The following is a 25,749-nucleotide window of genomic DNA, read 5'->3' as shown; positions in this document are numbered from 1 at the left end:
GTGTACTGGCGGGAAGGGTTCGATGCGGAGCATCGTGCCCTTTCCGCCAGTACACCGAGGTGCCCGCCGAGTGCCGCGCAGTAGGCGCAGGGGCCTCAGGCGTCCCCTATGTCGGACACCTGATCCGGTTCGTGAGATGCCGGGGGTCTACCCTGGGAGATCGTGGACGGACCCATCGCGTATCAAGGTGAGCCAGGCGCCAACTCGGCGATGGCTTGCACCGACATGTTCCCGGACCGCGAGCAGCTGCCCTGTACGACGTTCGAGGACGCCCTCGAGTCGGTCAGCAGCGGCCGCGCCGGGCTCGCGATGATCCCGGTCGACAACTCGATCGCCGGGCGGGTGGCCGACATCCACCACCTGCTCCCGGAGTCCGGGCTGCACATCGTCGGCGAGTACTTCCTGCCGATCCACTTCCAGCTGCTCGGCGTCCCCGGGACCACGATCGACCAGATCCGGACCGTCCGTAGCCACGTGCACGCGCTCGGCCAGTGCCGCAAGATCATCCGTGAACACGGCTGGTCGACCGTGGTGGCCGACGACACCGCCGGCTCCGCGCGCGAGGTGTCGGAGCTCGGCGACCCGACCGTCGCGGCGCTGTCGCCGCGCGCGGCCGCCGAGCTGTACGACTTGGACACCCTCGCGTCGGACGTCGAGGACGAGCACCACAACACCACCCGCTTCCTGGTGCTGTCCCGGGAGCCGGAGGTGCCGCCGGTCGGCTCCGGGCCGATCATCACGTCCTTCGTGTACCGCGTGCGGAACGTCTCCGCCGCGCTGTACAAGGCCCTCGGCGGGTTCGCCACGAACAGCGTGAACATGACGAAGCTGGAGTCCTACCAGCTCGGCGGCATGTTCTTCGCCACCCAGTTCTACGCCGATATCGAAGGCCACCCCGAGGACCCGAACGTCGCCCTGGCCCTCGAGGAACTCGCCTTCTTCTCGGTCGAGGTCCGGCTCCTGGGCGTCTACCCCGCGCATCCGTTCCGCGCCTCGATCGCCGAACCAGCCGCCAACCGCGCCCTCCGCCCGCACCACTAGGTCAGTCGGCGCCCGGATCGACGGGTCGGCAGCGGCCCGGATCGGCAGCTCGGCAGGAGGTGTCCGGGGCCGCCGGGGCTTTCCACGCTCAGCGGCCGGCTGAATCGGGCGCGATAGGCCGACACCTCCTGTCGAGCTGCCGACTTCAGTCGGCGATGCTCCGCTCCCAGGCGGTGCGTTGGGCGACGGGGCGGAAGCCAAGCTTCTCGTTCACCGCGATCATGGGTGCGTTCTCCGGCGCGTTCCAGGTGTGCAGCACGGCCTTGCCGGGGACACCGTCCTGGAGTGCGCGCAGGTTGGGGGTCTTCACCGCGATCCCGAGACGCTTGCCGCGGTGCGAGCGGCGTACGTAGGTGTCGTACTGGTTCAGTCGCTCGGGCGTCTCCGGCGTACCGCCCATCTGGGTGTACGCCGCGAGCTCGCCGGTGGCGGTGTGGATCGCGGCGGTGGTGTAGGTGAACCGACCCTGGGCGACCCGTCGCTGCTCCTGGTCCCGGACCAGCTCCGGCGTCCACTGCACTGCTTCGGAGGCGCGCTCGCCGGTCGGTACGTCCTCGCTCATCCCGGTCTGCAACTCGACGAACTGGTCGAGCAACTCGTCCGGGGTGTGCTCGCGCCACTGGACGATCTCGTACCCCTCAACCGGGTGGTCCACCAGGTCGTTCAGCGGGAGCTCGACCACCTGGTGCAGCTCGGCGTGCTTCTTCACGAACCCGCGGGCCCGCGCGAACGCCGTACCCGGGCTATCCCCCGTCACCGGGTCGCCTGCCATGTTCAGCCCCGAGACGAGCGTCCGGCCGTCCGTCTTGGCCCGCGCGATCGCCTCGTCCAGCAGCTGGGTCGCGACCCCGCGCCGGCGGTACTGCGGTGCGACGGCGAGCTCCACGTCGACGGTGTTGGTGTCACCCACCAACCACCAGTCCAGCCAGGCGATCCCGAGCCAGTCGTCCCCGTCCACGAGCCCCAGCCCGTTGGCCCGCACATCCGCGTGCTCACGGGACATGAACACCCGCGCCTCGTCCAATCCCATCCCCGCCGGAAACTCCAGCTCTTCCCGCCGTACGTCGAACTTCACCTGATAAAAGCGCCGAAAAATCTCCGGGTCGTGCCCGTCCACATCCACAATCTCCACCCCCGGACCCTACGTGCCCCACGCAACCACCACCCGCGAATTACCATCGGCTGATGCCCACACCGCAGTACCACTTCGGTGTCTACGCCCGGATCCTCGACGCCGGGCGCATTCTCCTGGTCCGCAAGACCCGCGGCCCGTACACGGGTCTGCTGGATCTGCCCGGCGGGAGCCCCGAGCCCGGCGAGACCTGGTCGGACACGCTGGAACGCGAGCTGGCGGAAGAGCTCGGCCTGGAGCTGCAAGCCGCTGGTCGATTCCAGCGCTTCGCCCTCCAGGTACAGAAGGCGTCCGACGGCACCTCCATCGACTTCCACCACGACGGCGCGGTGCTGAACCTGTCGCTGCCAGCCACGTCTCCGATCACAGTCAGCTCATCCGACACCGCCGGACATGAGTGGTTCGACACCGCAAGCGGCGACCCCACAGGCCTCAGCGCTCTCGTCCACGCGGTGCTGTGGGGTTAGGTTGAAGTCCGGTCGCGGGCCGTGCACGGGATGCGCAACCTAGACCTCCTAGGTCCGGCCGTGGCGGGTGGCGCGGGTTACTTGCCAGGTGCCGGCGATCGTGAATGCGAGCAGCACCAGCGCCGCCAGTTCGTCCCCGAGTTCGCTGCGTACGGCGGTGTTGTCGCCCGCGCAGTTGGCGAGATGGTGCAGGACCTGCGTACGACCGTCGTGCAGTTGCTGAGCGCCCGCCGTACAGACGACGACTTCGGTGCCCGCGGCATCGATCTGGCCGCGGTGCCGGACCGCGTCGGGGAAGATCCAAGCGAGCAGTACGACGAACGCGGCGATCGTCACGATCAGCCAGGCGGCGAGTTTCGGTGAGCCGATCAATGGTGCTCCACACGTTCCGCCCGGTGCTTGCGGACTCGCCACACCACGACCGCGATCACGACGATGCCGGCCACGACCAGCGCGGCGACCCGGCCGAACGTCTTCTCCACCGTGCTGTACGAGTTCCCGGCCAGGTAACCGACCAGGACCGCGGCGGTCCCCCAGACGATCCCGCCGGCCGCGTTGAACGAGAGGAACTTCAGGTACCGCATGTCCGACATCCCCGCGAGGGCCGGCATCGTGGCGCGGAAGAAGGCGACGAACCGGCCGAGGAACACCGCCGTACCGCCGCGCTCGGCAAGCTGTTTGCGGGCGCGGTCCAGCCGGTCGGCGCGTCGTTGCAGGACCCGCAGGCTGAGCAGCCGCGGACCGAAGTGCCGACCGATCTCGTAACCGACTGTGTCGCCGAGGATGGCGGCTGCGATCACCACGACCAGCATCAGCGGTAGCGAGGTGTGCCCGAGCGCCGCGGTGACCCCGCCGAGGACCGCGGCCGTCTCCCCCGGCAGCACGAACCCGACGAACAGGGCGTCCTCGGCGAACACGATCAGCCCGACGAGGCCGTACACGGCGGCGCCCTGCAGCCCCAGCAGCCAGTCGGTCAGTCCTTTCATGACCGGTGCGGACTCCGGACCAGCACCGGCCGCAGCCTGGTCCCGGCGGCGGCGGTGACGAGCCGGGTCAGCGTCCGGCGCAGCAGCAACCAGGTGCCGATGGCAACGATCGCGCCGAGCAGCAGGCCGGCCAGGACGTCGCCCGGGTAGTGCGCCGCGATGTAGACCCGGGTGCCTGCCATCAGCACCGCCGCGGTGGCCGCAACGATGCCGAGCCGCCGGTCGACGATCCACAACCCGGCCGCGGCCGCGCCGGCCATCGTCGCGTGGTCGGACGGGAACGACGGGTCGGTACTGCGGTTCGCGAGCACCAGGATGTTCTGCAGACTCGCGTACGGGCGTGCTTCGTGTACCGCGTGCACGATCGGTTGGTTGACGGCCACAGCCAGAAGCGTCGCACCCCCGGCACAGAGCGCAGCGGCCACCCCCACCATCCGGCCGGACCGCCGCGCGATCCACCACCCGGCGAGCAGCAGGGCGGCGAACAGCACCACGCCATACGCCGCGAAGGCCTGCGCCGGTGCGTGCAGCCAGGGCGTGGCGCGCGCGAACGCGTTGACCTGCCCGAACAACCAGTGATTCACCCTTGGTCCCCTCTACTACGATTCAGGTAGTAGATTGATGCTACTACGTTCTTTGTAGTAGCTGAGGAGGAGGAGCGGTGCCGGCTTCCCGTAGCCAGAGTCGCGCGCGCGGCGACCTGGAGCAACAGGTGTTCGCCGCGCTCGCCGCGGGCCACGGCGCGATGACGACGGCCGACGTACGGGACGCGCTCGGTGGCGAGCTGGCGTACACGACGGTGATGACAGTGCTCGCGCGGATGGCGGCGAAGGGCCTGGCCACCCGCCAGCGGGTCGGGCGGTCGTACGCCTACACCGCGGTCGTCGACTCGGCCGAGGTGGCGGCGCATCAGCTCCACAAGCTGCTGGACGCGCGCGGAGACCGGGCCGCGGTGCTGACCCGATTCGCCCGCGGGCTGTCGCCGGAGGAGTCGCAGCTGCTTGTCGATCTGCTCGCCGCGGAGGACCAGTGACCACAGCCGCGGTTCTGGGACTCGTCGCGATCATCGTCTACGCGCTGGTGGCGCCAATCGCGTGCCGGCGGTTGACGCCGTCCGTGGCGACGGTGCTGCTCGTGGTCGGCAACGTGCTGTCGGCAGCCAGCGGAGTCTTCATACTCGCCGTCGTCGCGTTCACGTGGATCGGCCAGTTCCCGCTCGTCGCGCAGCGCGGCGCCTGGTCCCCCGTGGCGCTCCGCACCGACAGCCCCGTGCCGCCGTGGCCCGCGGCGGTCGCCGGCTTCCTCGTCGTGCTCGCCATGGTCTCGGTGGCCGTGACCGGCCTCCGGCAGATGCGCGCGCTCGTCGCGGTCCATCGCGCCTGTCGCGGTCTGCGACCGGTCGGCGAGCTCGTGGTCCTCGACGACGACCGCCCGGACGCGTTCAGTACGCCACAGCCCGCCGGCCGCGTGATCGTCACCAGCGGTTTGCTCCGCGCACTGGGTCCGCGCGAACGCGACGTACTGCTGGCGCACGAGAAGTCGCACCTCACCCATCACCACGCCTGGTGGAACCTGGCCGCCGGCCTCACCGCCGCAGTCAATCCGGTACTGCGTCCCGCGGCGCGAGCAGCCGCCACCTCGGTCGAGCGCTGGGCCGACGAGGACGCCGCCCGCGCCGTCGGCGACCGGCGTCTGGTCGCGACGACGCTGGTCCGGGTCGCGCAACTGCAGACGCACTTCGGACATCCGGCCACTGTGGTCGCCGCGACCGGTGGCGACCTGGAGACCCGCGTCCGCGCGCTCCTCGCGCCACCGCCACGCCGCCGGCCGCTGGTGATCGCCGCGGCGGTCGCTGTTTTCGCTGTCGGTGCACTCCCGGCGGCGGCCGTCCAGCACACCGGCGAGAGCCTCTTCGAGCACGCCGAGCGCCCGGTCGCCGTACAGCACACCTGACCGTTCACCGCATCGTTCACCAGGGTGGAAATTCTTCAACCTCTCAAACGACCTGGCGCGAAGTTGAGTACCGGTCCGCGAGGGCTTGTGCGCGGGCGGTGATCGGCGGGATGGTAAACGTGAGAGCAGGCTTATGGGGGCCGACTGCTCGGTGGGGGAAGACGGGAGGGACCGTCTTCGGTTGAGGGGCGTGCTGGGGGTGATCTTCTCGATTCGGCGCCGTCGCGCCGGTCTGCGCCTGTGCCCCCGCGGGAGGGGGAGAGATGCCGAGAAAGGCCAACGGGCGAGCGGACAAGCATCGCGACGACGACCGGATGCCGGGCGAGGCCCCGGCGCCCGGGCAGGGGGCGAACGGTCATGCCGCGCACGGACAGGCCACTGCGGGCGAGACACCGATGCCCGGGACGACGGGTGCACCGGCCGCAGGCAGTACGACGATGAGCGGCGGCGGATCGCCTGCTCCGGACATGGGCGGCGGCGGGTCACCGGCCGCCGACATGGGCGGTGGCGGATCGCCCGGCGGCATCGGGATGTCGGGCGGCGGCCAGGCCGGTGGTGCCGGTATGAGCGGCGCGACCACAGGATCCGGCGACGGACGCACCGACCTTCCGAACCGCCGGCAGTGCGGTGTGATGGACGTGCACCGACGGCTGCTGTCCACCTCGCCGGAGTACGCCGCGGCGCGGTCGGCGCTCGAGACCGCGACGATGGCGTACGTCGCCCGCGAGCAGCGCTTCAGCGGGGTCGCCCGGATCCCCTGTGTCGTGCACGTCGTCTGGAACACCAACGCGCAGAACATCTCGCAGGCGCAGATCGACAGCCAGATCGACGTCCTGAACCGCGACTACCGGGCCGCCAACCCGGACACCAGCATCGTGCCGTCGGTCTTCAGCGGCCTGATCGAGGACTCCCGGATCGAGTTCTTCCTCGCGACCACGGACCCGAACGGCCACCCGACGACCGGTGTCACCCGGACCCAGACCACCGCGACCAGCTTCAGCACCGACGAGAAGGTGAAGTCGTCGGCGACCGGCGGCATCGATCCCTGGCCGACCGACCGGTACCTGAACATCTGGGTCTGCCCGCTCGGCGGCGGCCTGCTCGGCTACGCGCAGTTCCCGGGCGGCCCGGCGACCACCGACGGCGTGGTGATCCTGCACAGCGGGTTCGGCACCACCGGTACGGCGGCCGCGCCGTTCGACCTCGGCCGGACCACGACCCACGAGGTCGGGCACTTCCTGAACCTGTTCCACATCTGGGGCGACGACGGCAGCGGCTGCAGTGGCAGCGACGAGTGCGACGACACCCCGAACGCGGCCGGCCCGAACTTCGGCGTACCGGCGTTCCCGCATGTCACCTGCAGCAACGGGCCGAACGGCGACCTGTTCTACGACTACATGGACTACACCGACGACCGCGGCATGGTGATGTTCACCCACGACCAGGTGGCCCGGATGCAGGCCACGCTGGACACGGTGCGCAAGACCCTGCCGGTGTTCGGAGCGGCCGCGGAGAGGCCGGAACCCGCCGGCTCGGTGGTCTCGTGGGGCGCGAACCGGCTGGACGCCTTCGTGCTCGGCACCGATCTGGCGATGTATCACAAGTGGTGGGACGGAGCGGCCTGGGGACCGTCCGTCGGCGGTTACGAGTACATGGGTGGTGTCTGCATGAGCGCTCCTGAAGTCGCGTCCTGGGCCGCGAACCGGCTGGACGCGTTCGTCCTCGGCACCGACCACGCGCTATACCACAAATGGTGGGACGGCTCGAACTGGGGACCGTCCGTCACCGGCTACGAATACCTCGGCGGTGTCTGCATGAGCCCACCACGGCTGGCCACCTGGGGCCCGAACCGGCTGGACGCGTTCGTGCTCGGTACCGATCGCGCGCTGTACCACAAGTGGTGGGACGGCTCGTCCTGGAACGGGTACGAGTACCTCGGCGGGATCTGCCTGAGCCCGCCCGAAGTCGTTGCCTGGGGCCCCGACCGGCTGGACGTCTTCGTGCTCGGCACGGACAACGCGGTCTACCACAAGTGGTGGGACGGCTCGAACTGGGGACCGTCGGCCACCGGGTACGAGTACCTCGGCGGTGTCTGTGCCTCGCCACCACGGGTGGTGGCCTGGGGTGAGAACCGGCTCGACATGTTCGTGATCGGCACCGACTCGGCGCTGTACCACAAGTGGTGGGACGGCTCGTCCTGGAACGGCTGGGAGTACATGGGCGGCGTCTGTACGACGGCACCGACCGTGGTCTCGTGGGGCGAGAACCGGCTCGACGTCTTCCTGCTCGGCACCGACTCCGCGCTCTACCACAAGTGGTGGGACGGGTCCGCCTGGGGACCGTCGCTCACCGGGTACGAGTACATGGGCGGCATCGTCACCGACGAGCCACGCGTCGTCTCCTGGGACACGAACCGGCTGGACGTGTTCGTCACCGGCACCGACAAGCAGCTCTACCACAAGTGGTGGGACGGCAGCGCCTGGGGACCGTCGATCACCGGGTACGAAGGACTCGGCGGGATCATCAGCGACTTCCGGGTCGAGGTTCCCGAGTCGCCGGCCGCGATCGGTCAGGGGGTACGGATCTGAGCACCGCACCGGTCGGGCACTGGACGCACTCCTTCGAGGAGGACCACGACGGAGTGAGCGTCTATCGCCGCGACGACTTCGCCTTCCCGCCGGCCCGTGGCCGGCGGGGGGTGGACTTCCACGCGGACGGGACGTTCGTACCGCAACTGATCGGCCGTGGCGACGCCCCTTCCCCGGCGCCGTCCGGACGCTGGGACAACACCGGCCGGCTGTTCATGCCCCCGGCCGGCGCCGCGCCGGGCGGGGCCGGCCGCATCGTCGCCGTCTCGGACGACCGACTGGAAATCGCGTGGGAACCGACATGAGCACAGGGCTTCTGCGCTATCTCGTCGTGCCGACTGCAGAGGCGGCCGAGGGAGCGCGGTCTGCTCGTTTCGGGGCGAAGACCATCGTCTGGGGCCCGGCCGAACAACGCCTCGGCCGGGCCTCTCGAACCGCTCCCGGACTGCTGCTCGTCACGCAGGTCGGCCGGAGCTTCCAGGACGAGTACCCCGCTGTCACACCGCTGCTCGACCACGGCCGGCACCTGGTGATCTCGGCGGCGGACAAACCACGCAAGCGCTCCAACCACTGCTGGCGGATCGAACCGCTGCGCCCGAACACGACGGTCGTCGAGACCCGGGATGTCTCTGCCGCCCGCGCCGACCCGGACGTCGCGGACCTGGTCGGTGCGCTGTCGACGACGTCGTACCGCGGTGATCTGACCTGGCTGGCGAGCCTGCCGACCAGGCACTCACTGAGTACGGCGTTCACCCAGGCCGTGGATTTCGCCGCCGCCCGGATGATTGCCCTCGGCTACCAAGTGAGCAGGATGCCGATCACGGTCGGCGGCGGCCACTCGGCGAACCTGATCGGCGACCGGGCCGGCGTCGGCACCGACCGTGGACTGGTGATCGTCACCGCGCACCTGGACTCCATCAACATCGCGGGCGGTCCGGCGGCCGCCGCGCCCGGTGCCGACGACAACGGGAGCGGTTCGGCCGGTGTCCTCGAACTCGGCCGACTCCTCGCCACCAAGTCCTGGCAGCACGACACCCGGCTGATCCTCTTCGGCGGCGAGGAGGAAGGCCTGTTCGGCAGCAAGCAGTACGTCGCCGCGCTGCCGCCCGCCGATCGCTCGCGGATCCGCGCGGTGCTGAACATGGACATGATCGCGACCACGAACACTGCGACGCCGACGGTGCTGCTCGAAGGCGCGGCGGTGTCGTCGAGCCAGATCAGTGCGCTGGCGACCGCGGCCGCGACATACACGGGTCTGACGGTCGAGACCTCGCTGAATCCGTTCGCCAGCGACCATGTGCCGTTCATCAACGCCGGGATGCCGGCGGTGCTGACGATCGAGGGCGCGGACAGTGCGAACGGACACATCCATTCCGCCAACGACACGCTGAACTTCATCGACTGGGCGCTCGCAGCGGAGATCCTCCGGATGAACGTCGCAGCCCTCGCCGGCTGGTTGGAGCCCCCAACCACCCGCCGGCGCCCGCAACCGGCCGGCTCCGTCGTCTCCTGGGGCCCCGGCCGCATCGACGTCTTCGCGACCGGCACCGACTCCGCCCTGCACCACAAGGCCTACGACGGCACCTGGCACGACTTCGAGTCCTTGGGCGGTGTTGTCCTAAGCTGACGGGCATGTGGAGCCCGAATGCGCGTGACGTTGGCGGACTTCCCACCGGGTACGGCGTACCGACGCGCGAGCGGGCTGTGGTGCGGACCGATTCGCTCGATGCGCTGGATCCGGCCGGCTGGGCCGAGTTCGAGGCGCTCGACGCCGGGCTGGTGCTCGATCTGCGGTCGGAGTGGGAGCTGAAGCAACCACATCCGCTCGACGGCGCACCGTCGTACCGGCGGATCCCGTGGATCGACCCGGACGCCGAGGCGCGGCGGGTGCGGGCGGACGAGCCGCGGCTGGTCGATGTCTATCGCAACAGTCTGACGCGGAACGCGGCGCACATCGGCAGGATCTTCACCACAATCGCGGACGCACCGACGGATCGGCCCGTCGTGGTGCACTGCCAAGCCGGCAAGGACAGGACCGGCCTGACCGTCGCACTGCTGCTCGAGCTGGCCGACGTACCGCGGGAGCGGATTGCGGCGGACTATGCGGTCAGCGAGGTCAACCTCGGTCTGCAGGACGGGCCGGCGCACTCACGGACCCTCCCGGAGACGATCCTCGGCTCGCTGGAACACGTGGACGAGCGGTTCGGCGGAGTCCGTGCGTACCTCGGGTGGCTCGGGCTGAGCGCCGCACAGGTCCATCGGCTCGCGACGCGACTCGTACCGGTCCGGGCCGAGGCGATCGTGTTCGACTTCGACGGTCTGCTGATGGACACCGAGACCACGATGGTCGAGAGCTGGCAGGCCGAGTGGGCCCACCACGGCCTCGAGCTCGACCTGGAGAGTTTCTGGCCGGGCCACGGCGGCGACGTCACCGACGACCGGTACGCCGTTCTCGCGGCGGCCGTCGGCGCTTCCTTCAACCGGACCGAGAGCCACGCGCGCCGGCTCGCTCACCGAGATCGTCTGCACGCATCGCTCGATTTCCGGCCGGGGATCCGGGACTGGATCGCGACGGCGCGTGCGGTGGGGCTGAAGGTGGCGATCGCGAGCAGTTCGGCGCGGGGCTGGGTGGTCGGCCATCTGGAGCGCGTCGGTGCGGTCGAGCTGTTCGACCAGATCGTCACCGGCGACGAGGTGGCGACCCACAAACCGGATCCGGCGGTCTACGAGCTGGCGTTGCGGCGGCTCGGGGTGCCGGGCGCGGCCGCGGTCGCAGTCGAGGACACGGCCCACGGCGTCGCCGCGGCACAGGCGGCCGGGATGTACGCGGTCGCCGTACCGAATCCGTTCGTCCCGCCGGCGGCGGTCGCGGCGGCCGACCTCGTTCTGGGCAGCGCTGACGATCTCTTGCTCACCGAGCTGCTTCTTTGGGTGGGGTCGAAAGGGTCGACGCCGGTAACTGAGTGACCTAATCTGCTGACACTCTGTAGGTTTCCAACTGAAGGGTGATCAGATGCGGAAACTCGTAGGTGCGATCGCGGCAACAGCCGCCGCTGCGGCGGGCTTGGCCGTCGCGGCGCCGGCGCAGGCGTCGACGGCGGCGTGCGACCTGGTGACGGCGAAGTCGGTCGGCTACTCGGCCTCGATGCTGTACGTCGCCGTGGGCCTGGAGGGCTGCTCGAACAGCGTCACCGAAGTACGCGTCGAACTGCAGAAGGGCGCCTCCGCGAGCGGGCCGTTCAGCACCGTCGCGGAGACGAACGCGTACTCAGGCGGCGGTGCCTGGTTCGACGGCGGCACCGGCTGCGGGTACTACGTCGGCGTCGCGCACTGGCAGGACCAGACCGAGACGACGCCGACCCCGGCGTACTACTGCAACTAGGCCGCCTCAGACCACAGACAGGGGCAGGAGCTTCTTGCCCGTCGGGCCGATCTGGATCTCCGTGCCCATCTGCGGACACACACCGCAGTCGAAGCACGGGGTCCAGCGGCAGTCCTCGACCTCGATCGCGCCGTCCTCCTCGAGGGAGTCCTGCCAGTCCTCCCAGAGCCAGTCGCGGTCGAGGCCCGAGTCCAGGTGGTCCCACGGCAGTACTTCGGCGTACTCGCGCTCCCGCGTCGTGTACCAGGCCAGGTCGACCGGCTCGTCGGCGAGCGCCTTCTCGGTGCTCTCGATCCACCGCTCGTACGAGAAGTGCTCGCTCCAGCCGTCGAACCGGCCGCCGTCGCGCCAGACCGCCTCGATCACGCGGCCGACGCGGCGGTCACCGCGCGACAGCAGGCCCTCGATGATGCCGGGCTTGCCGTCGTGGTACCGGAAACCGATCGCCTTCGCGTACTGCTTCTCCGAGCGGATCGCGGCAGCGAGCTTCGACAGCCGCGCGTCGGTGTCCTCGGCGCCGAGCTGCGCGGCCCACTGGAACGGCGTGTGCGGCTTCGGCACGAACCCGCCGATCGACACCGTGCAGCGGATGTCGCGCCGGCCGGACACCTCCCGCCCGGTCGCGATCACCTTCTTCGCCAGGTCCGCGATCGCCAGCACGTCCTCGTCGGTCTCGGTCGGCAGACCGCACATGAAGTACAGCTTCACCTGCCGCCAGCCGTGGCTGTACGCCGCCGCGACGGTCCGGATCAGGTCCTCCTCGGTGACCATCTTGTTGATCACCTTTCGCATCCGGTCCGACCCGCCCTCGGGCGCGAACGTCAGACCGCTGCGCCGGCCGTTGCGCGAGAACTCGTTGGCCAGCGTGATGTTGAAGGCGTCGACCCTTGTCGACGGCAACGACAGCGACACGTTGCTGCCCTCGTACTGGTCCCCCAGGCCCTTCGCGACCTCCGCGATCTCACTGTGGTCGGCCGACGAGAGGCTGAGCAGCCCGACCTCTTCGAACCCGGACTGCTTGAGCCCGTTCTGGACCATGTCGCCGATGGTCGTGATGCTGCGCTCACGCACCGGCCGGGTGATCATGCCCGCCTGACAGAACCGGCAGCCACGGGTACAGCCGCGGAAGATCTCCACGGAGTACCGCTCGTGGACCGTCTCGGCGAGCGGCACCAGCGGCTTCTTCGGGTACGGCCACGCGTCCAGGTCCATCACCGTGTGCTTCGCGGTCCGGAACGGTACGCCGGGGCGGTTCGGGGTGACGCGCTGGATCCGGCCGTCGGCCAGGTAGTCGACGGTGAAGAACTTCGGGATGTAGACGCCACCGGACTTCGCGAGCCGCAGCAGCACCTCGTCGCGGCCGCCCGGGCGGCCCTCGTCCTTCCACTCCCGGATCACCTCGGAGATCGCCAGCACGATCTCCTCACCGTCGCCCAGCACCGCGGCGTCGATGAAGTCCGCGATCGGCTCCGGGTTGAACGCGGCGTGACCGCCGGCCAGCACGATCGGGTCCTCGTCGGTCCGGTCGACCGCGTGCAGCGGGATCCCGGCCAGGTCGAGCGCGGTCAGCATGTTCGTGTAGCCGAGCTCGGTCGAGAACGACAGCCCGAAGACGTCGAACGCCCGGACCGGCCGGTGACTGTCCAGGGTGAACTGCGGGATTTCGTGCTCCCGCATCACGGTCTCCATGTCCGGCCAGACGGAGTACGTCCGCTCGGCCAGGATGTGGTCGCGCTCGTTCAGCACCTCGTACAGGATCTGGACACCCTGGTTCGGCAGGCCGACCTCGTAGGCATCCGGATACATCAGCGCCCAGCGAACGCTGACCGCGTCCCACTCCTTGCTGACCGAGTTCAGCTCACCTCCAACGTACTGGATCGGCTTCTGCACACTCGGCAGCAACGCCTCCAGGCGCGGGAACAGCGATTCGACAGTCATAGCCACTTCCAGTCAGCGATCAGAGCGCCTACCAGATTAACGCCGCCTACCACTCAAACCATCATCGTGTGCGCTCTCCCGCGAACGGCTAGTCGGCAGGTTCGAGGTCCTGGCATTCGACCGGACTGTCGGCGGCCACGATATGGAGCGCTTCCAGCACCTCGAACACGCCCTTCTCAGCGAAGGTGTGATTGCGCTGGAGAACCTCGGCCAGCCCTTGCCCGTCAGCAGGCGGCAAGCCGGCGTCGGCTGCCCAGGCCACGATCTGTCGCGACGCCTCCTCGGCCCGGCGAGGCAGGCTCTTCTCGAGGGCGTGCGTGTCGACCGGCCGCTCTTCGTACTCCGCGAGCGTGGCTTCGCCGTACACCCATCTCCAGTTGAGCTCCCCCGCGACGAGGCCGCGGATGTCCGCGACGTCGCTGTCGAGGATCTTGGCGACCACCGTGTGGCCGGGCTCCGACGGGCCGCTTTCGGACAGTGGCAGCTCCCACCAGAACCAGCCGGGCGTGGTCTTGCCGTGCCGCGCGTACGCCGCCGGCGGGTCCTCTCGTTCCGGACCGATCACGTACGTAGCCCAGCGCCCCACGGTGGTCTCCTGTCGTCGATTCCGCCGGGGCAGGTTAGCGGTTGGGTCAGCTCAGGTGGGCGAGGAGGAGGGGGTTGATGACGTCTGGATGTGAATAGGTGACGAGGTGGGCTGCGTTTTCGATGACCTCGAGGTGGGCGCCGGGAATCTGGCCGGCGAGGGGTACGACGGTTTCGGGTGGGATCGAGGTGTCGGAGTCGGCGGTGATGACGAGGACCGGGGCGGTGATCTTCTCCAGGTCCGGGACGAGGTTCGTGGTGCTGAGGGCTTCGCAGCAGGCGGCGTAGCCTTCGGCGGGGCAGTCGAGGAGCATCTGCTTGATCGGGTCGGTCTCGGTGAATTCCGGGAGGAACCAGCGGCCGAGGGTCGCGTCGGTGATCGCCTGGGTGCCGTCGGCGCGGACCTGGGCTGCACGGTCGGTCCACGTCTGCGGGGTCGCGGCCGGGTTCGACGGTGGGCAGATCGCGACCAGGCGATGCATCCGCTGCGGAGCGTGCTGCGCGAGCCAGAGCCCGACCGAGCCGCCGAGCGAGATCCCGACGTACGACGCCTGCTCGATCATCAGCGTGTTGAGCAGTTCGACGACGTCCTGGCCGAGGTCCTCGATCGTGTAAGGCCCCTCGGGGACTTCCGACGCGCCGTGGCCGCGATGATCGAACGCGATCACCCGGAACCGCTGCGCGAGGACGTCGACCTGCGGCGCCCACATGCTGTGATCGGCCCCCAACGACGACCCGAGCAGCACCACAGGTGCGTCCCCAGGCCCGGTCTCCACGTAGTTGAGTCGCATGGACCCCACCCTACGAAGTCAGCGGCATGATCGTCGTCCGTCGGTGGTGTTCGAAGACGACCGAGCTGCGGATGTCGGCGATCTCCTGGCGTTTCGCGAGCGCGAGGACCAGATCGCGCAGCGCCTGAGTGTCCTTCACCGCCACGTGCGCGAGGAAGTCCGAACCACCCGAGACCATGAACATGTCCAGCGTCTGCGGCAGGTCCATCACGTACGACTGGAACGCGGTCGCGACCGCCATCGCCTGTGGCCGGAGCTTGATCGAGATGATCGCCTGCGTGGACCGGTCGATCGCCTGCAGGTCGACCGCCGCGTGGTACCCGCTGATCACCCCGCGATCGCGCAGCCCGCGGATCCGTTCCAGGCACGTCGACGGCGCGATGCCGAGCTCGGCCGCCATCTCCCGGTTCGTCCGGCGCGCGTCGTTCTGCAGCATCCGCAGCAGCGCCGTATCAAGTTCGTCCATGCCGGCCATTTTTCCAGATCGACCGAACGATGTTCGGAGTCAGCGCGAATCAGCCGGTCATCGGGCTAGCTTGACCCTGTGCTGACGAACAAGATGGTCGTGATCATCGCGACCGAAGCCCCCATCGGCGTCGCCCTCAACACCGCCGCCCTGCTCGGCGTCGGCCTCGGCCACCACCACGACGGCACCGTCGGGCCGAACACCAGCGACGCTGCCGGCACGCCCCACACCGGCATGTGCGCCCACCCGATCCCGATCCTGCGCGCCCCCGCCGAGCAACTTCAGTCCCTCCGCGCCCAGGCCGCGACCCGCCCCGACATCACCGTCCACGACATGCACCAGGTCGCCCAGCGGGCCCGCACCTACGACCAGATGTCCACCACCCTGAGCGGCACCAAGCCCGAAGACATCCAGTACCTCGGACTCGCCCTCTACGGCCCCCGCCCCACCATCGACTCCCTCGCCGGCGCCCTACCCCTCTATCGCTGAGAGCTTGTCCGGGTTGGCCAGCACGCGAACGGCGGTGACCATGCCACCGTCGGTTTCCAGGGTGAGAAGGTGACGGTTGCCGCGGACAACGACCATGACCGCCGGGCCGGTGACCAGGTCCACGGGTGTCACGGTGAGGTCGCCGCGGGCGTAGATGTGCGCGAAGAAGTTCGCGACCTTCTCCCGGCCGACGACCGGTTTCCGGGCGGCTCGGCGCAGGCCACCGCCGTCTGTCCATGAGGTGACCGAGTCCTTGAGCATCGACTCCAGCTTCGGCAGATCGCCGTCGCGGGCGGCGGCAACGAAGTCCAGGAGGAGCCGGCGTTGCTCGGCGGCCGACGGTTCGAAGCGGGTGCGGTCGGCCGTGAGTGCGTGCTGGGCTCGCCGATGCAGTTGGCGACAGTCCTCCGGCGTACGGTCGAGGACTTCGGCAATCTCGTCGTACGGGAGGGTGAAGGCGGTCCGTAGTACGTAGACGGCGCGCTGTGGTGGCGTCAGTCGCTCCATCAGGTGGAGGAGCGCCAGCGACAGGTCGGACAGATCCGACGAGCCGAACGGGTCCGACCGGACCGGCTCGGGCAGCCACTCACCGGTGTAGCTCTCACGGCGCGCTTGCCTGGTTCGCAGTACGTCGACCGACAGCCGCGTCACCACCCGGGTCAGGTAGCGACGCGGCTCGGCCACGTCGGTACGGTCAGCCGCCGACCAACGGACGTACGCCTCCTGCAGCACGTCCTCGGCGTCGTGCCAACTGCCGAGCAAGCGGTACGCGAGTCCGGCGAGCATGCCGCGCGCGGACTGGTACTCGCCGAGGGCAACGGGGTCGATCAACCGGCCAGTTCCGGCTGTCTCCGGGTCGCGACGTTCAGACGGGTCCACAGGTTGATGGTGCCAATCGCGAGCAGCACGTTCGCAGCCCCCTCAGTACCGAAGTGCTCCACCACCGCATCCCACACGTCATCGGGTACGCCGGTGCGCTCGAGCACTGTTACCGCGTCGGTCAACGCGAGTGCTGCTCGCTCACGCTCGTCGTAGAACGAGGACTCACGCCAGGCAGCGAGCCCGAACAGCCGCTGACTGCTCTCCCCCTGCTTCAACGCGTCCGTGGTGTGCATGTCGAGGCAGAACGCGCACCCGTTCAGCATCGACGCCCTGACCTTGATCAGGTGCAGCAGCGTGTGGTCCAGGACGCCCTGCACATAGTTCTCCACGCCGTACACAGCTCGGAAGCCGCCCGGCGAGACCTTGCTGAAGTCCATCCGCTCATCCATGCCAACACGACGGCGCCAACAGGCGGCAGCGTGACAACAAGCCATGTGACCCCGCTCACCTCCGATATCGCTGCGCCACTGCTGTGAAGGCGGCCTTGGGTTCCCATTCCATGTCGGGGTAGGTCTGCCCCCGGCGCCCTTCGAGAAGTTTGACGATGCCCAGGCCGGCCCGGTCCAAGTCGTCCCTGGGGTCGCCGTCCGGGCGATGCGGGTAGCCGGGCAAGGCGAACAAGTACACGAACGCGCTGTCCACGCCCTCGGTCTCGAAGATCTCCAGCAGTTCGCTCAGATAGGCGGCCTGACCGGCCTCGTCACGCTCGTACACGCCGTTCAGCCGTACCGGGGCCTTGGTCTTCGGGTCGTGCTCGACCACTTCCATCACCCGCCCGCCGCGGTCTCCCGCGCCGCGGTAGGCCGCAGTACCGAAGCCGGTGATGGCGAGCGGCTTCGGGCCTTGGGCCAGCGTGCGCACCCCGTCCCGGAACCGGTCGGCGACCTCGGCGGAGCGGATCAGCTCGAACGTCACCATGTCGAAGGGAGCCCAGTCGACCTGCTCGAACTGGATAGCTGCGTAGGTGAGCTTGCCCTGGAAGCGCTCGCGGATCGTGGCCGCGGCGTCGCGGAGGAATGTGTTGATGCGCACGCCGAGTTCGCGCATTGCGTCGGCTCGCCGATCGGGTTGGCTGAGCAGCTGCTCGATGCGCTCCTCGGGGCTCTCTCCGGCCAGGAACCCGCGGTTCATCACGCTCAGCTCGACCCCTGCGACGAACACGACCGTGGCCCCCTGCTGCCGGAGCCGTTCCGCTCGCTCGGCGCAGTCGCGGAAGAGCGTGCGGATCTGCTCCGGATCCAGCTCCAGCGGATAGGGCGAGAACCAGACCTCCAACCCGAGCTCGGCGGCGGCACCGGCGGCCAACTCCAGTCGGTCCGGGTCCCCGCCGATGATCTGGACCGCGTTGCAGTGCAGGTCGTCGCGGATGATGGCGAGCTCGCGCCGGACCACGGTGAGGTCGAACTGCTCGCTGGATATCTGGCCGTGCATGACGAATCCGGTGTCATAGGTCATTCCTCTTGCTCGCATGGCGACGTCCTCTGCTGTCGATCTCGGTCTCGGTCGAAGCGAGGCTACAGGAAACATGCGTGCACGCAAATTTACGACCACGCAAATTTACGGGCGGGCAAATTTGCGGATGGGCAACTTTGCGTGTGCGCAGCCTGTGTGGAACGCTGACGTCGTGACGACACCGCCCGGAGGGCTGCGGGAGCGGAAGAAGCAGGCCACGCGCGAGGCGCTACGCGAGGCGGCCCTGCGCCTGGCCGTGGAGCGCGGACCCGACCAGGTGCGGGTCGAGGACATTGCTGAGGCGGCCGGGGTCTCGCCGCGCACCTACAACAACTACTTCGCCAGCCGCGAGCAGGCGATCGTGTCCGCTGTGACCGCGGACCGGGAGGCGCGCATCGCGACGGCGGTCGCGGCCCGGCCCGCAGGGGTTCGCCTGGCCGACGCCGTCACCGAAGCAGTGGTCGAGCAGTACACGAACACCAGCGAGCGCGATCACAAGGCGCTGCTGCTGATCACCACCCAGACCGCGCTCCGCGACGCGTTCCTCGATATCACCGCCGGCATCGAGCCCCCGCTCACGGCGGTGATCGCCGAACGCCTGGACGACGTCGAGACGCAAACAGCCCGCGTCCTCGCGGCCAGCGTGGCCGCGGCAGTTCGCATCGCGCTGGAAGGCTGGCTCCGGCCGGCCGGCCAGGCAGGGATCGGCGCGAGTTTCGCCGCCGGAGGACTGGTCGTGCCCTCGGGTTCGCTGCCCGACCAGCTCCGTACGGCGCTGGCCCCGCTCGCGCCCGCGTTCGACGCCGCCGAGCAACACGCCCAGCCGCGAAGCCAACCACCTAGCACATCCACCTGATGCGCTGAGGAGCGGAGCGACGAAGGAAGCGGCGGCGTAGCGTGCGCGGGAAACTCTCAGGCCGGTTTGAGGACCTGTTTTGCCTTGGCGGTGGCGGCTTGGGTGGCGGGTTCGAGTTCGGTGCCTGAGCCGGCGAGGACGCCGACGGAGAGGACGACGTCGTCGAGGCCGGTGATCAGGCCGGTGTACTCGAGGCCGCGCTTCGGGCCGCTGGTGCCGGTGAGGCGGAAGGCGAAGGGCTTGGTGCCGTACGCCGGTGCGGTGATCTTCTCGACCTTCATCGAGGTGCTACCGGCGCCCTCGGTCTTCAGCGAGACCTTCGTGCAGGAGTCGACGGCTTCGGCGTACGACTCGCGCAGGTCGGTGACCTCGTCGGCGGTGCCCATGGAGTCGAGGCCGTAGTCGATGTACGGACCCTCCTGGCCGCCGGTGAACGTGCGAGTGACGCTGGCTTTCGACCCCGGCGCCTTGGTGGCGTTCAGGTACTTGACCAGGTTCTTGCAGCGGCTGCTCGGCGACGAGAACGGCTTCGCGTTGTCGTCGGGATCGTCCTTGTCCAGCGAGAACCCGCTCGGCAGGTCACCGAGCTCGAGCAGCGCCTTGGTCAGCTCGTCGGTCGTCCGCGTGACTGGCGAACCAGGCGACGACGACGTACTGGGCGTCGCACTCGGGGCCGGCGTACTGGGAGGCGCCGCCGCCTCCTGCTTGTCGCCCCCACCGCAGGCGGCGAGAGAAAACGTGAGGACGGCAACGAGCGAGAACGACACGAACCTGGTCATGGGCCTCTCGAAAGCTCTGGGCGGGCGGCCGAGCAGGCAGCAGCGTACCTGACGGATCAGCTCGTTCCGGGGAGGCCCGGTCAGTAGCGGTGCGAGCGCAGGTGGATGTTCTGCAGCAGGCCGATGGCGAGCAGACAGGCGAACATCGACGAACCGCCGTACGACACGAACGGGAGCGGCAGGCCGGTGACCGGCATGATGCCGAGCGTCATCCCGATGTTCTCGAACGCCTGGAACGCGAACCAGCAGACGATCCCGGTCGCCACCAGCCGGCCGAACGCGTCCCGCGCGTTCACCGCGATCCGCAGCCCGCGGAACAGGATCACCGCGAACAGCACGATGATCGCGCCGGCACCGATCAGCCCGAGCTCCTCCCCCGCGACCGTGAACACGAAGTCGGTGTGCTGTTCAGGGACGAACGCGTTCTGGGTCTGGCTTCCGTGGAACAGCCCCTGCCCGAAGACCCCGCCGTTGCCGATCGCGATCCGGGCCTGGTTCACGTTGTAGCCGATGCCCTGCGGGTCCGACGAAGGGTTCGCGAACGCGATGAAGCGGGAGATCTGGTACTGCTTCAGGATGTGCAGCTTGATCGCGATCGCCGCGACCAGCACGCCCGCGGTGAGCAGCCCGAGCATCCAGCGTTTCGGTACGCCGGACACCGCGATGATCCCGAACACGATCGAGCCGAGCACCATCACCGTGCCGAGGTCGGGCTGCAGCATCACCAGGATCACCGGTACGGCGGCGACCGCGACGGCCTGCGCGACGTCGACGGTCCGGGCGTTCTCGTTGCGGTCGGTCTCGCTCTTCTCCGCGATCAGCAGCGCCATCCCGACGATCACCGCCAGTTTGGCGAACTCGCTGGGCTGGATCGACATCATCGGCAACTGGATCCACGACCGCGACCCGTTGATCGTCGAGCCGACCCCCGGGACCAGGACCAGGATCAGTCCGACGATCGAGGCGGCGTACAGCACTGGGGCGAGGATCCGGACCCGGCGGTGGTCGGTGACCGCGGCACCGATCGCGAGCACCAGGCCGATCGCGAAGTTCAGCGCGTGCCGGAAGAGGAACGCGTGCGGGTTGCCCTCGGTCAGCGAGGTGCGGTTGTGGGTCGCGGACCAGATCAGCAGCGCGCCGAGGAACGACAGCGCGACCACGCCGAAGACCAAGACCCAGTCCACCTGCCACAGGGTGGACCGGCGGTCCATCCGCGGTCGCGTCCGAATCGGGGTCAGGAACGCCATGGCGCGCTCCTCGTGAAGGCCCTCATTGTTTCGGCTTCTCCTGCCCGGGCGGCGGCGCGGGCTTGATGTTGTACAGCGTCTCGTAGATCTTCCGGACCGCGTCACCACCGGCGCCCGAACCCGTACCGGCCTGGCTGATCATCATCACCACGGCGTACCGGTCGGTGTAGGACGCGAGCCACGACGTGGTCTGCTTGCCGTAGACCTCAGCGGTACCGGTCTTGGCGCGGACCGGGATCTTGTCGAGCGGGAAGCCCTGGAACTTCCACGCCGCCGTACCGGTCAGGGTGGTCTGTTTGAGCGCGGTGTCGATGTAGCGCAGGTTGGCTGCCGGGACCGGGAGCTTCGCCTTCACGGTCGGCTTGATCTCGTGCGGCTTGCCGTTCGCGCCGACCCACGACTGGATCACCCGCGGCTCGAAGAGCGTGCCGCCGTTCGACAGGGCCGAGTAGACGGTCGCCAGCTGCAACGGGGTGATGATCGTGTCGCCCTGGCCGATCGCGAAGTTGACCGCGTCACCGGCGCGGTACTTGTACCCGTCGACGCAGAACTCGCGCGAGAACTGCTTCAGGAACGCCGACGTCCCGGCTGGCGGGTTGTCCGCGATCTTGCAGTAGTAGTTCTTCTGCGAGTCGTAGTACGTCTTCTTCCACTTGCGGTCGGCGATCCGGCCGCTCACCTCGCCGGGCAGGTCGACGCCGGTCGGCGTACCGAGGCCGAACTTCTGCGCCATCTCGACGAGCGGGTCGCGGGTGGTGACGTCGCTGGAGTTGCCGCCCTCCTTCAGCCAGAGCGCGTACGCGATCCGGTAGAAGAACGTGTCGCAGGACAGCGCCAGCGCGCGGTCGAAGCCGATCATCCCGTACGACGCGGACTCGTAGTTCTTGAACCTGCGGTTACCGACCTCGAAGTACGACGAGCAGTCCAGGCGGGTCTTCGGGCTGTACCCGGCGCCCAGCGCGGCCGCGGTCGTGATCGGTTTGAACGTGGACCCCGGCGCCAGCTGGGCCTGCAGTGCGCGAGAGACCAGCGGCGTGCCGGACTTGGCCGAGTACAGCGCGTCCAGCTCACGCTGGCTGATGCCGCCGACCCACACCCCCGGGTTGTACGTCGGGTAGCTCGCCATCGAGACGATCCGGCCGGTCTTGGTGTCCATCACGACCGCGGCGCCCGAGTCGGCGACGTACTTCTTGTGGGTGACCGGGTCGGTCTGTTTCCGCGCGGTCATGATCGCGTTCCGCAGCTGGGCCTCGACCGACGCCTGGATCCGGGAGTCGATCGAGCTCACCAGCGTCGCGCCCGGAACCGGCGCGGTCTGCTTCTTGACGCCGGTGGTGTACCCGACCGCGTCGACGATCATGTCCTTCTCGCCGGGCGTGCCGCGCAGCAGCTTGTCGTACGAGCGCTCGACGCCGGCCCGGCCGACCAGGTCCGAGCGGTGCGGGACCGAGTCCTGCCCGGCCTTGTCCATGTCCTCGAGCTCTTCGGTCGTGATCGGCGACAGGTACCCGAGGATGTGCGCGGCGTTCACCTTGTACGGCGCCGGGTACGCGCGCAGCGTCTGCGAGTCGGCGGTGATCCCCGGGAAGTCCTCGCGGCGCTCCATCACGTCGATCGCGACCTGCTCGCTGACGTCCTTCGCGACCGGGATCGGCTGGTACGGCGTCCCGTTCCAGCAGGCGGGTGGTTTGGACGCGCCGGGCTCACCGCACAGCATCGTGCGCGCCTTGAGGTCGGCCGGCTTCTGTTTGAGCACCTTCGCGAGGCGGGCGAGGACGACGTTCTGCTGGCTGTCGGGGAGCTTGGCGAGGACGGAGCGGTCGACGGTGATCATCAGCGAAACGCGGTTACCGACGAGCGTCCGGCCCTGGGAGTCGACGATCGTGCCGCGGGGGGCCGGGATCAGGACCTGCCGGATGTGCTGCGCCGTCGCCGCCTGGCTGTAGTCGGCGCTCGACATCACCTGCATGTACCAGAGCCGGCCGAACAGCGTGCACAGCAACGAGAAGACCAGCACCCCGATGACGAACAACCGCAACCGCGCCTTGAGCGGCGCCTCAAACCCATCCCAACTCATGGGATGACCCGCCGCCGCTCGCGGGCGGGTTGGACGCGGCCCATGATCCACATGACCAGCGGGATCACGACGATCGCGCCGACCACGTCGTACCCGGCGGCGATGCCGAGGCGGACGCCGAACTCACCCCAGTCGACCGACGGGTCGTGCAGCAGCGAGCCGGTGGCGCTGAAGAGGAAGAACGAGATCGCCGTCCCGAGCACGACGGTCAGCGCGACGCCGAGCGGTCCGACCGGGCCGCTGGAGGTCTCGCGACGGATCAGACCGGCGACGTACCCCGCGACGGCCAGCGACAGCGCCCACCGACCCGCCGTGTGATCGGCCGGCGGTACGACGTCGAGCAGCAGACCGCCCGCGAACCCGGCGATCGCACCCCACTCCGGCCCGCGGGACAACGCCAGCGCGATCACCACGATCAGCGTCAGGTCACACGTCACGCCGGCCACCGCGATGTTGCTCAGCACGGACGTCTGCACGGTCACGGCGACCAGCAGGAACAGGGTCGCCAACCCGATCCGCAGTGCTATCACGTCAGTTTCCCCCTCCCTTGTTGGTGCTGCCCTTGATCTGCGCGCGCGGTGGACGGGCAGGTGGCCCCGTCACCACGCCGACGGTGTCGATCCGGGTCGGATCGACGTACGGCTTGATGGTCGCGGTGGACCCGAGGGACCCGACGTTCGCCGTCACGGAGGTGACGACGCCGATCGGAACCCCCGGCACGTACGGCGCGTTGCCGCTGGAGCCCCAGGTGACGATCCGGTCGCCGACCTTCGGCCGCGCCTTCGGGTCGACCAGCTTGTAGTCGAGCGTCCCGGCCACGTCGCCGCGTCCGGAGACGAAACCGAGCGCCATCGACGCGTTCAGCCGGCCGCCGACGGTCGAGTTGCGGTCGCCGATCAGCAGCACGGTCGCCGTCGCCTGGGTGGTGCGCACCACCCGGCCGACCAGACCGGTGCCGTTCAGCACGGTCATGTCGGTGCGCACGCCGTCCGCCGTCCCGGCGTCGATCGTGACCGTGTGGCTGAACGACTGCGCGCCGCCGATCCCGATCACCCGGGCCGGCGTCATCGTGTACGCCGGCGCGACCTTGAGCAGCTTGTCCAGCTCCTGCGCCCGGCTGCGGGCGTAGTCGGAGGTGTTCAGCTCCTCGGTCAGGGCCTCGTTGTCCTTCTTCAGTTTTTCGTTCTCGGCCTTCAACCTATCCATTTCCGCGAACCGGTCACGGAGGTTGTCCACAGGCTGCCGGGCCGAGGCCGCGGTCGACTCCAGCGGGCCGAACACGCCGGCCGCCGCTTCCCGCAGCGGCTCCACCGGCGAACCTGCCGAACGCCGCGCGTCCAGCACGATGAGGGTGAACGAGGCCAGGATCACCAGCGCCAGCACGGCGCGGCGGCGACGGACGCCACGCGGCATGCCCGCCGAGCGGAGCGGCGTACCCGCGGAGCGGATCGCACTCCGGGCCGGGGTACCGAGGTCTTTGAGCATTCGGTGGACCTCAGCGCCGGTTGTCGGTGACCAGGATGCGGTTGAGGGTCTCGATGTTGTCGACGCACTTGCCGGCGCCCAGCACGACCGCGTCGAGCGGGTTCTCGGCGACGTGGATCGGGATGCCGGTCTCGTGCCGGAGGCGCTCGTCCATGCCCTTCAGCAGCGCGCCGCCGCCGGTCAGCACGATGCCCCGGTCGACGATGTCGCCGGCCAACTCCGGCGGGGTCTTGTCCAGCGTCGCCTTCACGGCGTCGACGATCGCGGTGATCGGCTCCTCGATCGCCTGCCGCATGTCGGCCGAGGACACCTTCACGGTGCGCGGCAGGCCGGAGATCATGTCACGGCCGCGGATCTCGCTGTCCGGGCCGTCGGTGGTCGGGAACGCCGAGCCGATCGTCATCTTGATCTGCTCCGAGGTGGCCTCGCCGAGCAGCAGCGAGAACTCCTTCTTGCAGTAGTTCACGATCGCCTTGTCGACGGCGTCGCCGGCCACCCGGATCGACTGGCTGGTGACGATGCCGCCGAACGAGATGACCGCGACCTCCGTCGTTCCACCGCCGATGTCGACGACCATGTTGCCGGTGGCGTCGCGGACCTCGAGGTTCGACCCGAGCGCGGCGGCCATCGGCTCCTCGATGATATAGACCTTGCGGGCGCCGGCCATGTACCCGGCGTCGCGGACCGCGCGCTGCTCCACCGCGGTGATCCCGGACGGTACGCAGACCACGATCCGGGGCTTCGCGAAGTACCGGCGGCGGTGCACGCGCTGGATGAAGTACCGCAGCATCTGCTCGGCGGCGTCGAAGTCGGCGATCACGCCGTCCTTGAGCGGCCGGATCGCGGTGATGTTGCCGGGCGTCCGGCCGATCATCTTCTTCGCCTCGTGACCGAACGCGACCGCCTCTTGCGGATCGTCCGTCCGGGTCGCCACCACCGACGGCTCGTTCAGCACGACGCCGCGCCCTCGCACGTACACCAGGGTGTTCGCCGTCCCGAGGTCGACCGCCATGTCGCGGCCGAGCATGCTGTTCGCCACCGCGGCACCTCCCACTCGGTCCCCGACCAGGCTAAGCGCCGCCCGCGCACAGCCCGTGGACCGACACGTCCCGTCCGCCCAGGACAGATCGTATCGGCCCACTCACCTGCAGTC

Annotated in this window: 28 protein-coding genes; 11 read left to right on the top strand and 17 right to left on the bottom strand. The window is 69.1% G+C overall.

Going from position 1 to position 25,749, the window contains the following annotated elements:
• Positions 1 to 162 precede the first annotated feature (162 nt).
• Positions 163 to 1,041, top strand: coding sequence for a prephenate dehydratase (locus ACWGID_RS30960; RefSeq protein WP_452202542.1), 879 nt, complete (start codon positions 163 to 165; stop codon positions 1,039 to 1,041).
• Positions 1,042 to 1,186: 145 nt separating this feature from the next.
• Here ACWGID_RS30960 and ACWGID_RS30955 read toward each other — a convergent pair whose 3' ends face one another.
• Positions 1,187 to 2,173 (bottom strand): GNAT family N-acetyltransferase, encoded by a 987-nt coding sequence (locus tag ACWGID_RS30955; RefSeq protein WP_452202540.1) that lies wholly within the window; start codon positions 2,171 to 2,173, stop codon positions 1,187 to 1,189.
• 53 nt (positions 2,174 to 2,226) lie between these two features.
• On the opposite strand from ACWGID_RS30955, the gene ACWGID_RS30950 reads away from it, so the two are divergent.
• The gene (locus ACWGID_RS30950) at positions 2,227 to 2,640 is read left to right on the top strand and encodes an NUDIX domain-containing protein (protein ID WP_452202539.1); all 414 of its coding nucleotides are present in this window, start codon (positions 2,227 to 2,229) and stop codon (positions 2,638 to 2,640) included.
• A gap of 48 nt (positions 2,641 to 2,688) precedes the next feature.
• Here ACWGID_RS30950 and ACWGID_RS30945 read toward each other — a convergent pair whose 3' ends face one another.
• The 3 genes from ACWGID_RS30945 to ACWGID_RS30935 are packed head-to-tail and all read right to left on the bottom strand — an operon-like array spanning position 2,689 to position 4,210.
• Complete coding sequence (locus tag ACWGID_RS30945; RefSeq protein WP_452202537.1) at positions 2,689 to 3,012, bottom strand: hypothetical protein; 324 nt, start codon at positions 3,010 to 3,012, stop codon at positions 2,689 to 2,691.
• A complete protein-coding gene (locus ACWGID_RS30940) occupies positions 3,009 to 3,626 on the bottom strand; it encodes a DedA family protein (protein ID WP_452202535.1) in 618 nt (205 codons plus the stop codon). The genes ACWGID_RS30945 and ACWGID_RS30940 overlap by 4 nt, the downstream gene beginning before the upstream one ends.
• Positions 3,623 to 4,210: a phosphatase PAP2 family protein gene (locus ACWGID_RS30935; protein WP_452202533.1), complete on the bottom strand. Its 588-nt coding sequence runs from the start codon at positions 4,208 to 4,210 to the stop codon at positions 3,623 to 3,625. The genes ACWGID_RS30940 and ACWGID_RS30935 overlap by 4 nt, the downstream gene beginning before the upstream one ends.
• A 77-nt stretch (positions 4,211 to 4,287) precedes the next feature.
• On the opposite strand from ACWGID_RS30935, the gene ACWGID_RS30930 reads away from it, so the two are divergent.
• The 7 genes from ACWGID_RS30930 (at position 4,288) to ACWGID_RS30900 (ending at position 11,549) form a co-directional block, all read left to right on the top strand.
• The gene (locus tag ACWGID_RS30930; protein WP_452202531.1) at positions 4,288 to 4,659 is read left to right on the top strand and encodes a BlaI/MecI/CopY family transcriptional regulator; all 372 of its coding nucleotides are present in this window, start codon (positions 4,288 to 4,290) and stop codon (positions 4,657 to 4,659) included.
• Entirely contained in the window at positions 4,656 to 5,579 is a 924-nt protein-coding gene (locus tag ACWGID_RS30925; RefSeq protein ID WP_452202529.1) for a M48 family metalloprotease, read from the top strand. Before ACWGID_RS30930 ends, ACWGID_RS30925 begins: the two co-directional genes overlap by 4 nt.
• A 263-nt stretch (positions 5,580 to 5,842) precedes the next feature.
• Entirely contained in the window at positions 5,843 to 8,167 is a 2,325-nt protein-coding gene (locus tag ACWGID_RS30920; protein WP_452202527.1) for a M43 family zinc metalloprotease, read from the top strand.
• A gap of 53 nt (positions 8,168 to 8,220) precedes the next feature.
• Entirely contained in the window at positions 8,221 to 8,472 is a 252-nt protein-coding gene (locus ACWGID_RS30915; protein WP_452202525.1) for a hypothetical protein, read from the top strand.
• A complete protein-coding gene (locus ACWGID_RS30910) occupies positions 8,469 to 9,794 on the top strand; it encodes a M20/M25/M40 family metallo-hydrolase (RefSeq protein ID WP_452202523.1) in 1,326 nt (441 codons plus the stop codon). Before ACWGID_RS30915 ends, ACWGID_RS30910 begins: the two co-directional genes overlap by 4 nt.
• Before the next feature lie 5 nt (positions 9,795 to 9,799).
• The gene (locus ACWGID_RS30905; RefSeq protein WP_452202521.1) at positions 9,800 to 11,134 is read left to right on the top strand and encodes an HAD-IA family hydrolase; all 1,335 of its coding nucleotides are present in this window, start codon (positions 9,800 to 9,802) and stop codon (positions 11,132 to 11,134) included.
• 46 nt (positions 11,135 to 11,180) lie between these two features.
• Complete coding sequence (locus ACWGID_RS30900) at positions 11,181 to 11,549, top strand: hypothetical protein (RefSeq protein ID WP_452202519.1); 369 nt, start codon at positions 11,181 to 11,183, stop codon at positions 11,547 to 11,549.
• A 6-nt stretch (positions 11,550 to 11,555) separates the two neighbouring features.
• Here ACWGID_RS30900 and ACWGID_RS30895 read toward each other — a convergent pair whose 3' ends face one another.
• From ACWGID_RS30895 to ACWGID_RS30880, 4 genes are all read right to left on the bottom strand, one after another.
• Positions 11,556 to 13,487, bottom strand: coding sequence for a TIGR03960 family B12-binding radical SAM protein (locus ACWGID_RS30895; protein WP_452202517.1), 1,932 nt, complete (start codon positions 13,485 to 13,487; stop codon positions 11,556 to 11,558).
• Positions 13,488 to 13,575: 88 nt separating this feature from the next.
• The gene (locus ACWGID_RS30890; protein ID WP_452202515.1) at positions 13,576 to 14,073 is read right to left on the bottom strand and encodes a hypothetical protein; all 498 of its coding nucleotides are present in this window, start codon (positions 14,071 to 14,073) and stop codon (positions 13,576 to 13,578) included.
• A 46-nt stretch (positions 14,074 to 14,119) separates the two neighbouring features.
• On the bottom strand, positions 14,120 to 14,863 hold the full coding sequence (gene pcaD, locus ACWGID_RS30885; RefSeq protein ID WP_452202513.1) for a 3-oxoadipate enol-lactonase: 744 nt from the start codon (positions 14,861 to 14,863) through the stop codon (positions 14,120 to 14,122).
• 10 nt (positions 14,864 to 14,873) lie between these two features.
• Complete coding sequence (locus ACWGID_RS30880) at positions 14,874 to 15,329, bottom strand: Lrp/AsnC family transcriptional regulator (RefSeq protein WP_452202511.1); 456 nt, start codon at positions 15,327 to 15,329, stop codon at positions 14,874 to 14,876.
• 78 nt (positions 15,330 to 15,407) lie between these two features.
• Here ACWGID_RS30880 and ACWGID_RS30875 point away from each other — a divergent pair, with 78 nt between their 5' ends.
• Entirely contained in the window at positions 15,408 to 15,818 is a 411-nt protein-coding gene (locus ACWGID_RS30875; RefSeq protein WP_452202509.1) for a DUF2000 domain-containing protein, read from the top strand.
• On the opposite strand, the gene ACWGID_RS30870 is transcribed toward ACWGID_RS30875, so the two are convergent.
• From ACWGID_RS30870 to ACWGID_RS30860, 3 genes are all read right to left on the bottom strand, one after another.
• Positions 15,801 to 16,697: a sigma-70 family RNA polymerase sigma factor gene (locus ACWGID_RS30870; RefSeq protein ID WP_452202507.1), complete on the bottom strand. Its 897-nt coding sequence runs from the start codon at positions 16,695 to 16,697 to the stop codon at positions 15,801 to 15,803. The two genes, ACWGID_RS30875 and ACWGID_RS30870, sit on opposite strands and share 18 nt — an antisense overlap.
• A complete protein-coding gene (locus ACWGID_RS30865; RefSeq protein WP_452202505.1) occupies positions 16,646 to 17,077 on the bottom strand; it encodes a carboxymuconolactone decarboxylase family protein in 432 nt (143 codons plus the stop codon). The genes ACWGID_RS30870 and ACWGID_RS30865 overlap by 52 nt, the downstream gene beginning before the upstream one ends.
• Before the next feature lie 67 nt (positions 17,078 to 17,144).
• Positions 17,145 to 18,170, bottom strand: coding sequence for a hypothetical protein (locus ACWGID_RS30860; protein ID WP_452202503.1), 1,026 nt, complete (start codon positions 18,168 to 18,170; stop codon positions 17,145 to 17,147).
• A gap of 154 nt (positions 18,171 to 18,324) precedes the next feature.
• Between ACWGID_RS30860 and ACWGID_RS30855 the strand changes: the two genes are divergently transcribed.
• Positions 18,325 to 19,008, top strand: coding sequence for a TetR/AcrR family transcriptional regulator (locus ACWGID_RS30855; RefSeq protein WP_452202501.1), 684 nt, complete (start codon positions 18,325 to 18,327; stop codon positions 19,006 to 19,008).
• Between the two features lie 56 nt (positions 19,009 to 19,064).
• On the opposite strand, the gene ACWGID_RS30850 is transcribed toward ACWGID_RS30855, so the two are convergent.
• The 6 genes from ACWGID_RS30850 to ACWGID_RS30825 form a co-directional block, all read right to left on the bottom strand.
• Positions 19,065 to 19,787 carry a hypothetical protein gene (locus ACWGID_RS30850; protein WP_452202499.1) on the bottom strand — a complete coding sequence of 241 codons (723 nt, stop codon included), beginning with the start codon at positions 19,785 to 19,787 and terminating at the stop codon, positions 19,065 to 19,067.
• 80 nt (positions 19,788 to 19,867) lie between these two features.
• Positions 19,868 to 21,034, bottom strand: coding sequence for a rod shape-determining protein RodA (rodA, locus tag ACWGID_RS30845; protein ID WP_452202498.1), 1,167 nt, complete (start codon positions 21,032 to 21,034; stop codon positions 19,868 to 19,870).
• A gap of 22 nt (positions 21,035 to 21,056) precedes the next feature.
• A complete protein-coding gene (mrdA, locus tag ACWGID_RS30840) occupies positions 21,057 to 23,111 on the bottom strand; it encodes a penicillin-binding protein 2 (RefSeq protein WP_452202496.1) in 2,055 nt (684 codons plus the stop codon).
• Positions 23,108 to 23,641: a rod shape-determining protein MreD gene (gene mreD / locus ACWGID_RS30835; protein WP_452202494.1), complete on the bottom strand. Its 534-nt coding sequence runs from the start codon at positions 23,639 to 23,641 to the stop codon at positions 23,108 to 23,110. Before mreD ends, mrdA begins: the two co-directional genes overlap by 4 nt.
• A 1-nt stretch (position 23,642) precedes the next feature.
• The gene (mreC, locus tag ACWGID_RS30830; protein ID WP_452202492.1) at positions 23,643 to 24,596 is read right to left on the bottom strand and encodes a rod shape-determining protein MreC; all 954 of its coding nucleotides are present in this window, start codon (positions 24,594 to 24,596) and stop codon (positions 23,643 to 23,645) included.
• A 10-nt stretch (positions 24,597 to 24,606) separates the two neighbouring features.
• A complete protein-coding gene (locus ACWGID_RS30825; protein WP_452202490.1) occupies positions 24,607 to 25,635 on the bottom strand; it encodes a rod shape-determining protein in 1,029 nt (342 codons plus the stop codon).
• Positions 25,636 to 25,749 lie beyond the last annotated feature (114 nt).

The organism is Kribbella sp. NPDC054772, assembly GCF_053611945.1.
The sequence above is the reverse complement of the archived record's forward strand: the minus strand, read 5'-3'. Positions and strand labels throughout refer to the sequence as shown.

Coding starts and splice junctions, on each gene's coding strand:
- ACWGID_RS30950 (WP_452202539.1), top strand. CDS start 2,227: ATGCCCACACCGCAGTACCACTTCGGTGTCTACGCCCGGATCCTCGAC.
- ACWGID_RS30940 (WP_452202535.1), bottom strand. CDS start 3,626: ATGAAAGGACTGACCGACTGGCTGCTGGGGCTGCAGGGCGCCGCCGTG.
- ACWGID_RS30920 (WP_452202527.1), top strand. CDS start 5,843: ATGCCGAGAAAGGCCAACGGGCGAGCGGACAAGCATCGCGACGACGAC.
- ACWGID_RS30910 (WP_452202523.1), top strand. CDS start 8,469: ATGAGCACAGGGCTTCTGCGCTATCTCGTCGTGCCGACTGCAGAGGCG.
- ACWGID_RS30905 (WP_452202521.1), top strand. CDS start 9,800: ATGTGGAGCCCGAATGCGCGTGACGTTGGCGGACTTCCCACCGGGTAC.
- ACWGID_RS30900 (WP_452202519.1), top strand. CDS start 11,181: ATGCGGAAACTCGTAGGTGCGATCGCGGCAACAGCCGCCGCTGCGGCG.
- ACWGID_RS30895 (WP_452202517.1), bottom strand. CDS start 13,487: ATGACTGTCGAATCGCTGTTCCCGCGCCTGGAGGCGTTGCTGCCGAGT.
- pcaD (WP_452202513.1), bottom strand. CDS start 14,863: ATGCGACTCAACTACGTGGAGACCGGGCCTGGGGACGCACCTGTGGTG.
- ACWGID_RS30880 (WP_452202511.1), bottom strand. CDS start 15,329: ATGGACGAACTTGATACGGCGCTGCTGCGGATGCTGCAGAACGACGCG.
- ACWGID_RS30865 (WP_452202505.1), bottom strand. CDS start 17,077: ATGGACTTCAGCAAGGTCTCGCCGGGCGGCTTCCGAGCTGTGTACGGC.
- ACWGID_RS30860 (WP_452202503.1), bottom strand. CDS start 18,170: ATGCGAGCAAGAGGAATGACCTATGACACCGGATTCGTCATGCACGGC.
- ACWGID_RS30850 (WP_452202499.1), bottom strand. CDS start 19,787: ATGACCAGGTTCGTGTCGTTCTCGCTCGTTGCCGTCCTCACGTTTTCT.
- rodA (WP_452202498.1), bottom strand. CDS start 21,034: ATGGCGTTCCTGACCCCGATTCGGACGCGACCGCGGATGGACCGCCGG.
- mrdA (WP_452202496.1), bottom strand. CDS start 23,111: ATGAGTTGGGATGGGTTTGAGGCGCCGCTCAAGGCGCGGTTGCGGTTG.
- mreC (WP_452202492.1), bottom strand. CDS start 24,596: ATGCTCAAAGACCTCGGTACCCCGGCCCGGAGTGCGATCCGCTCCGCG.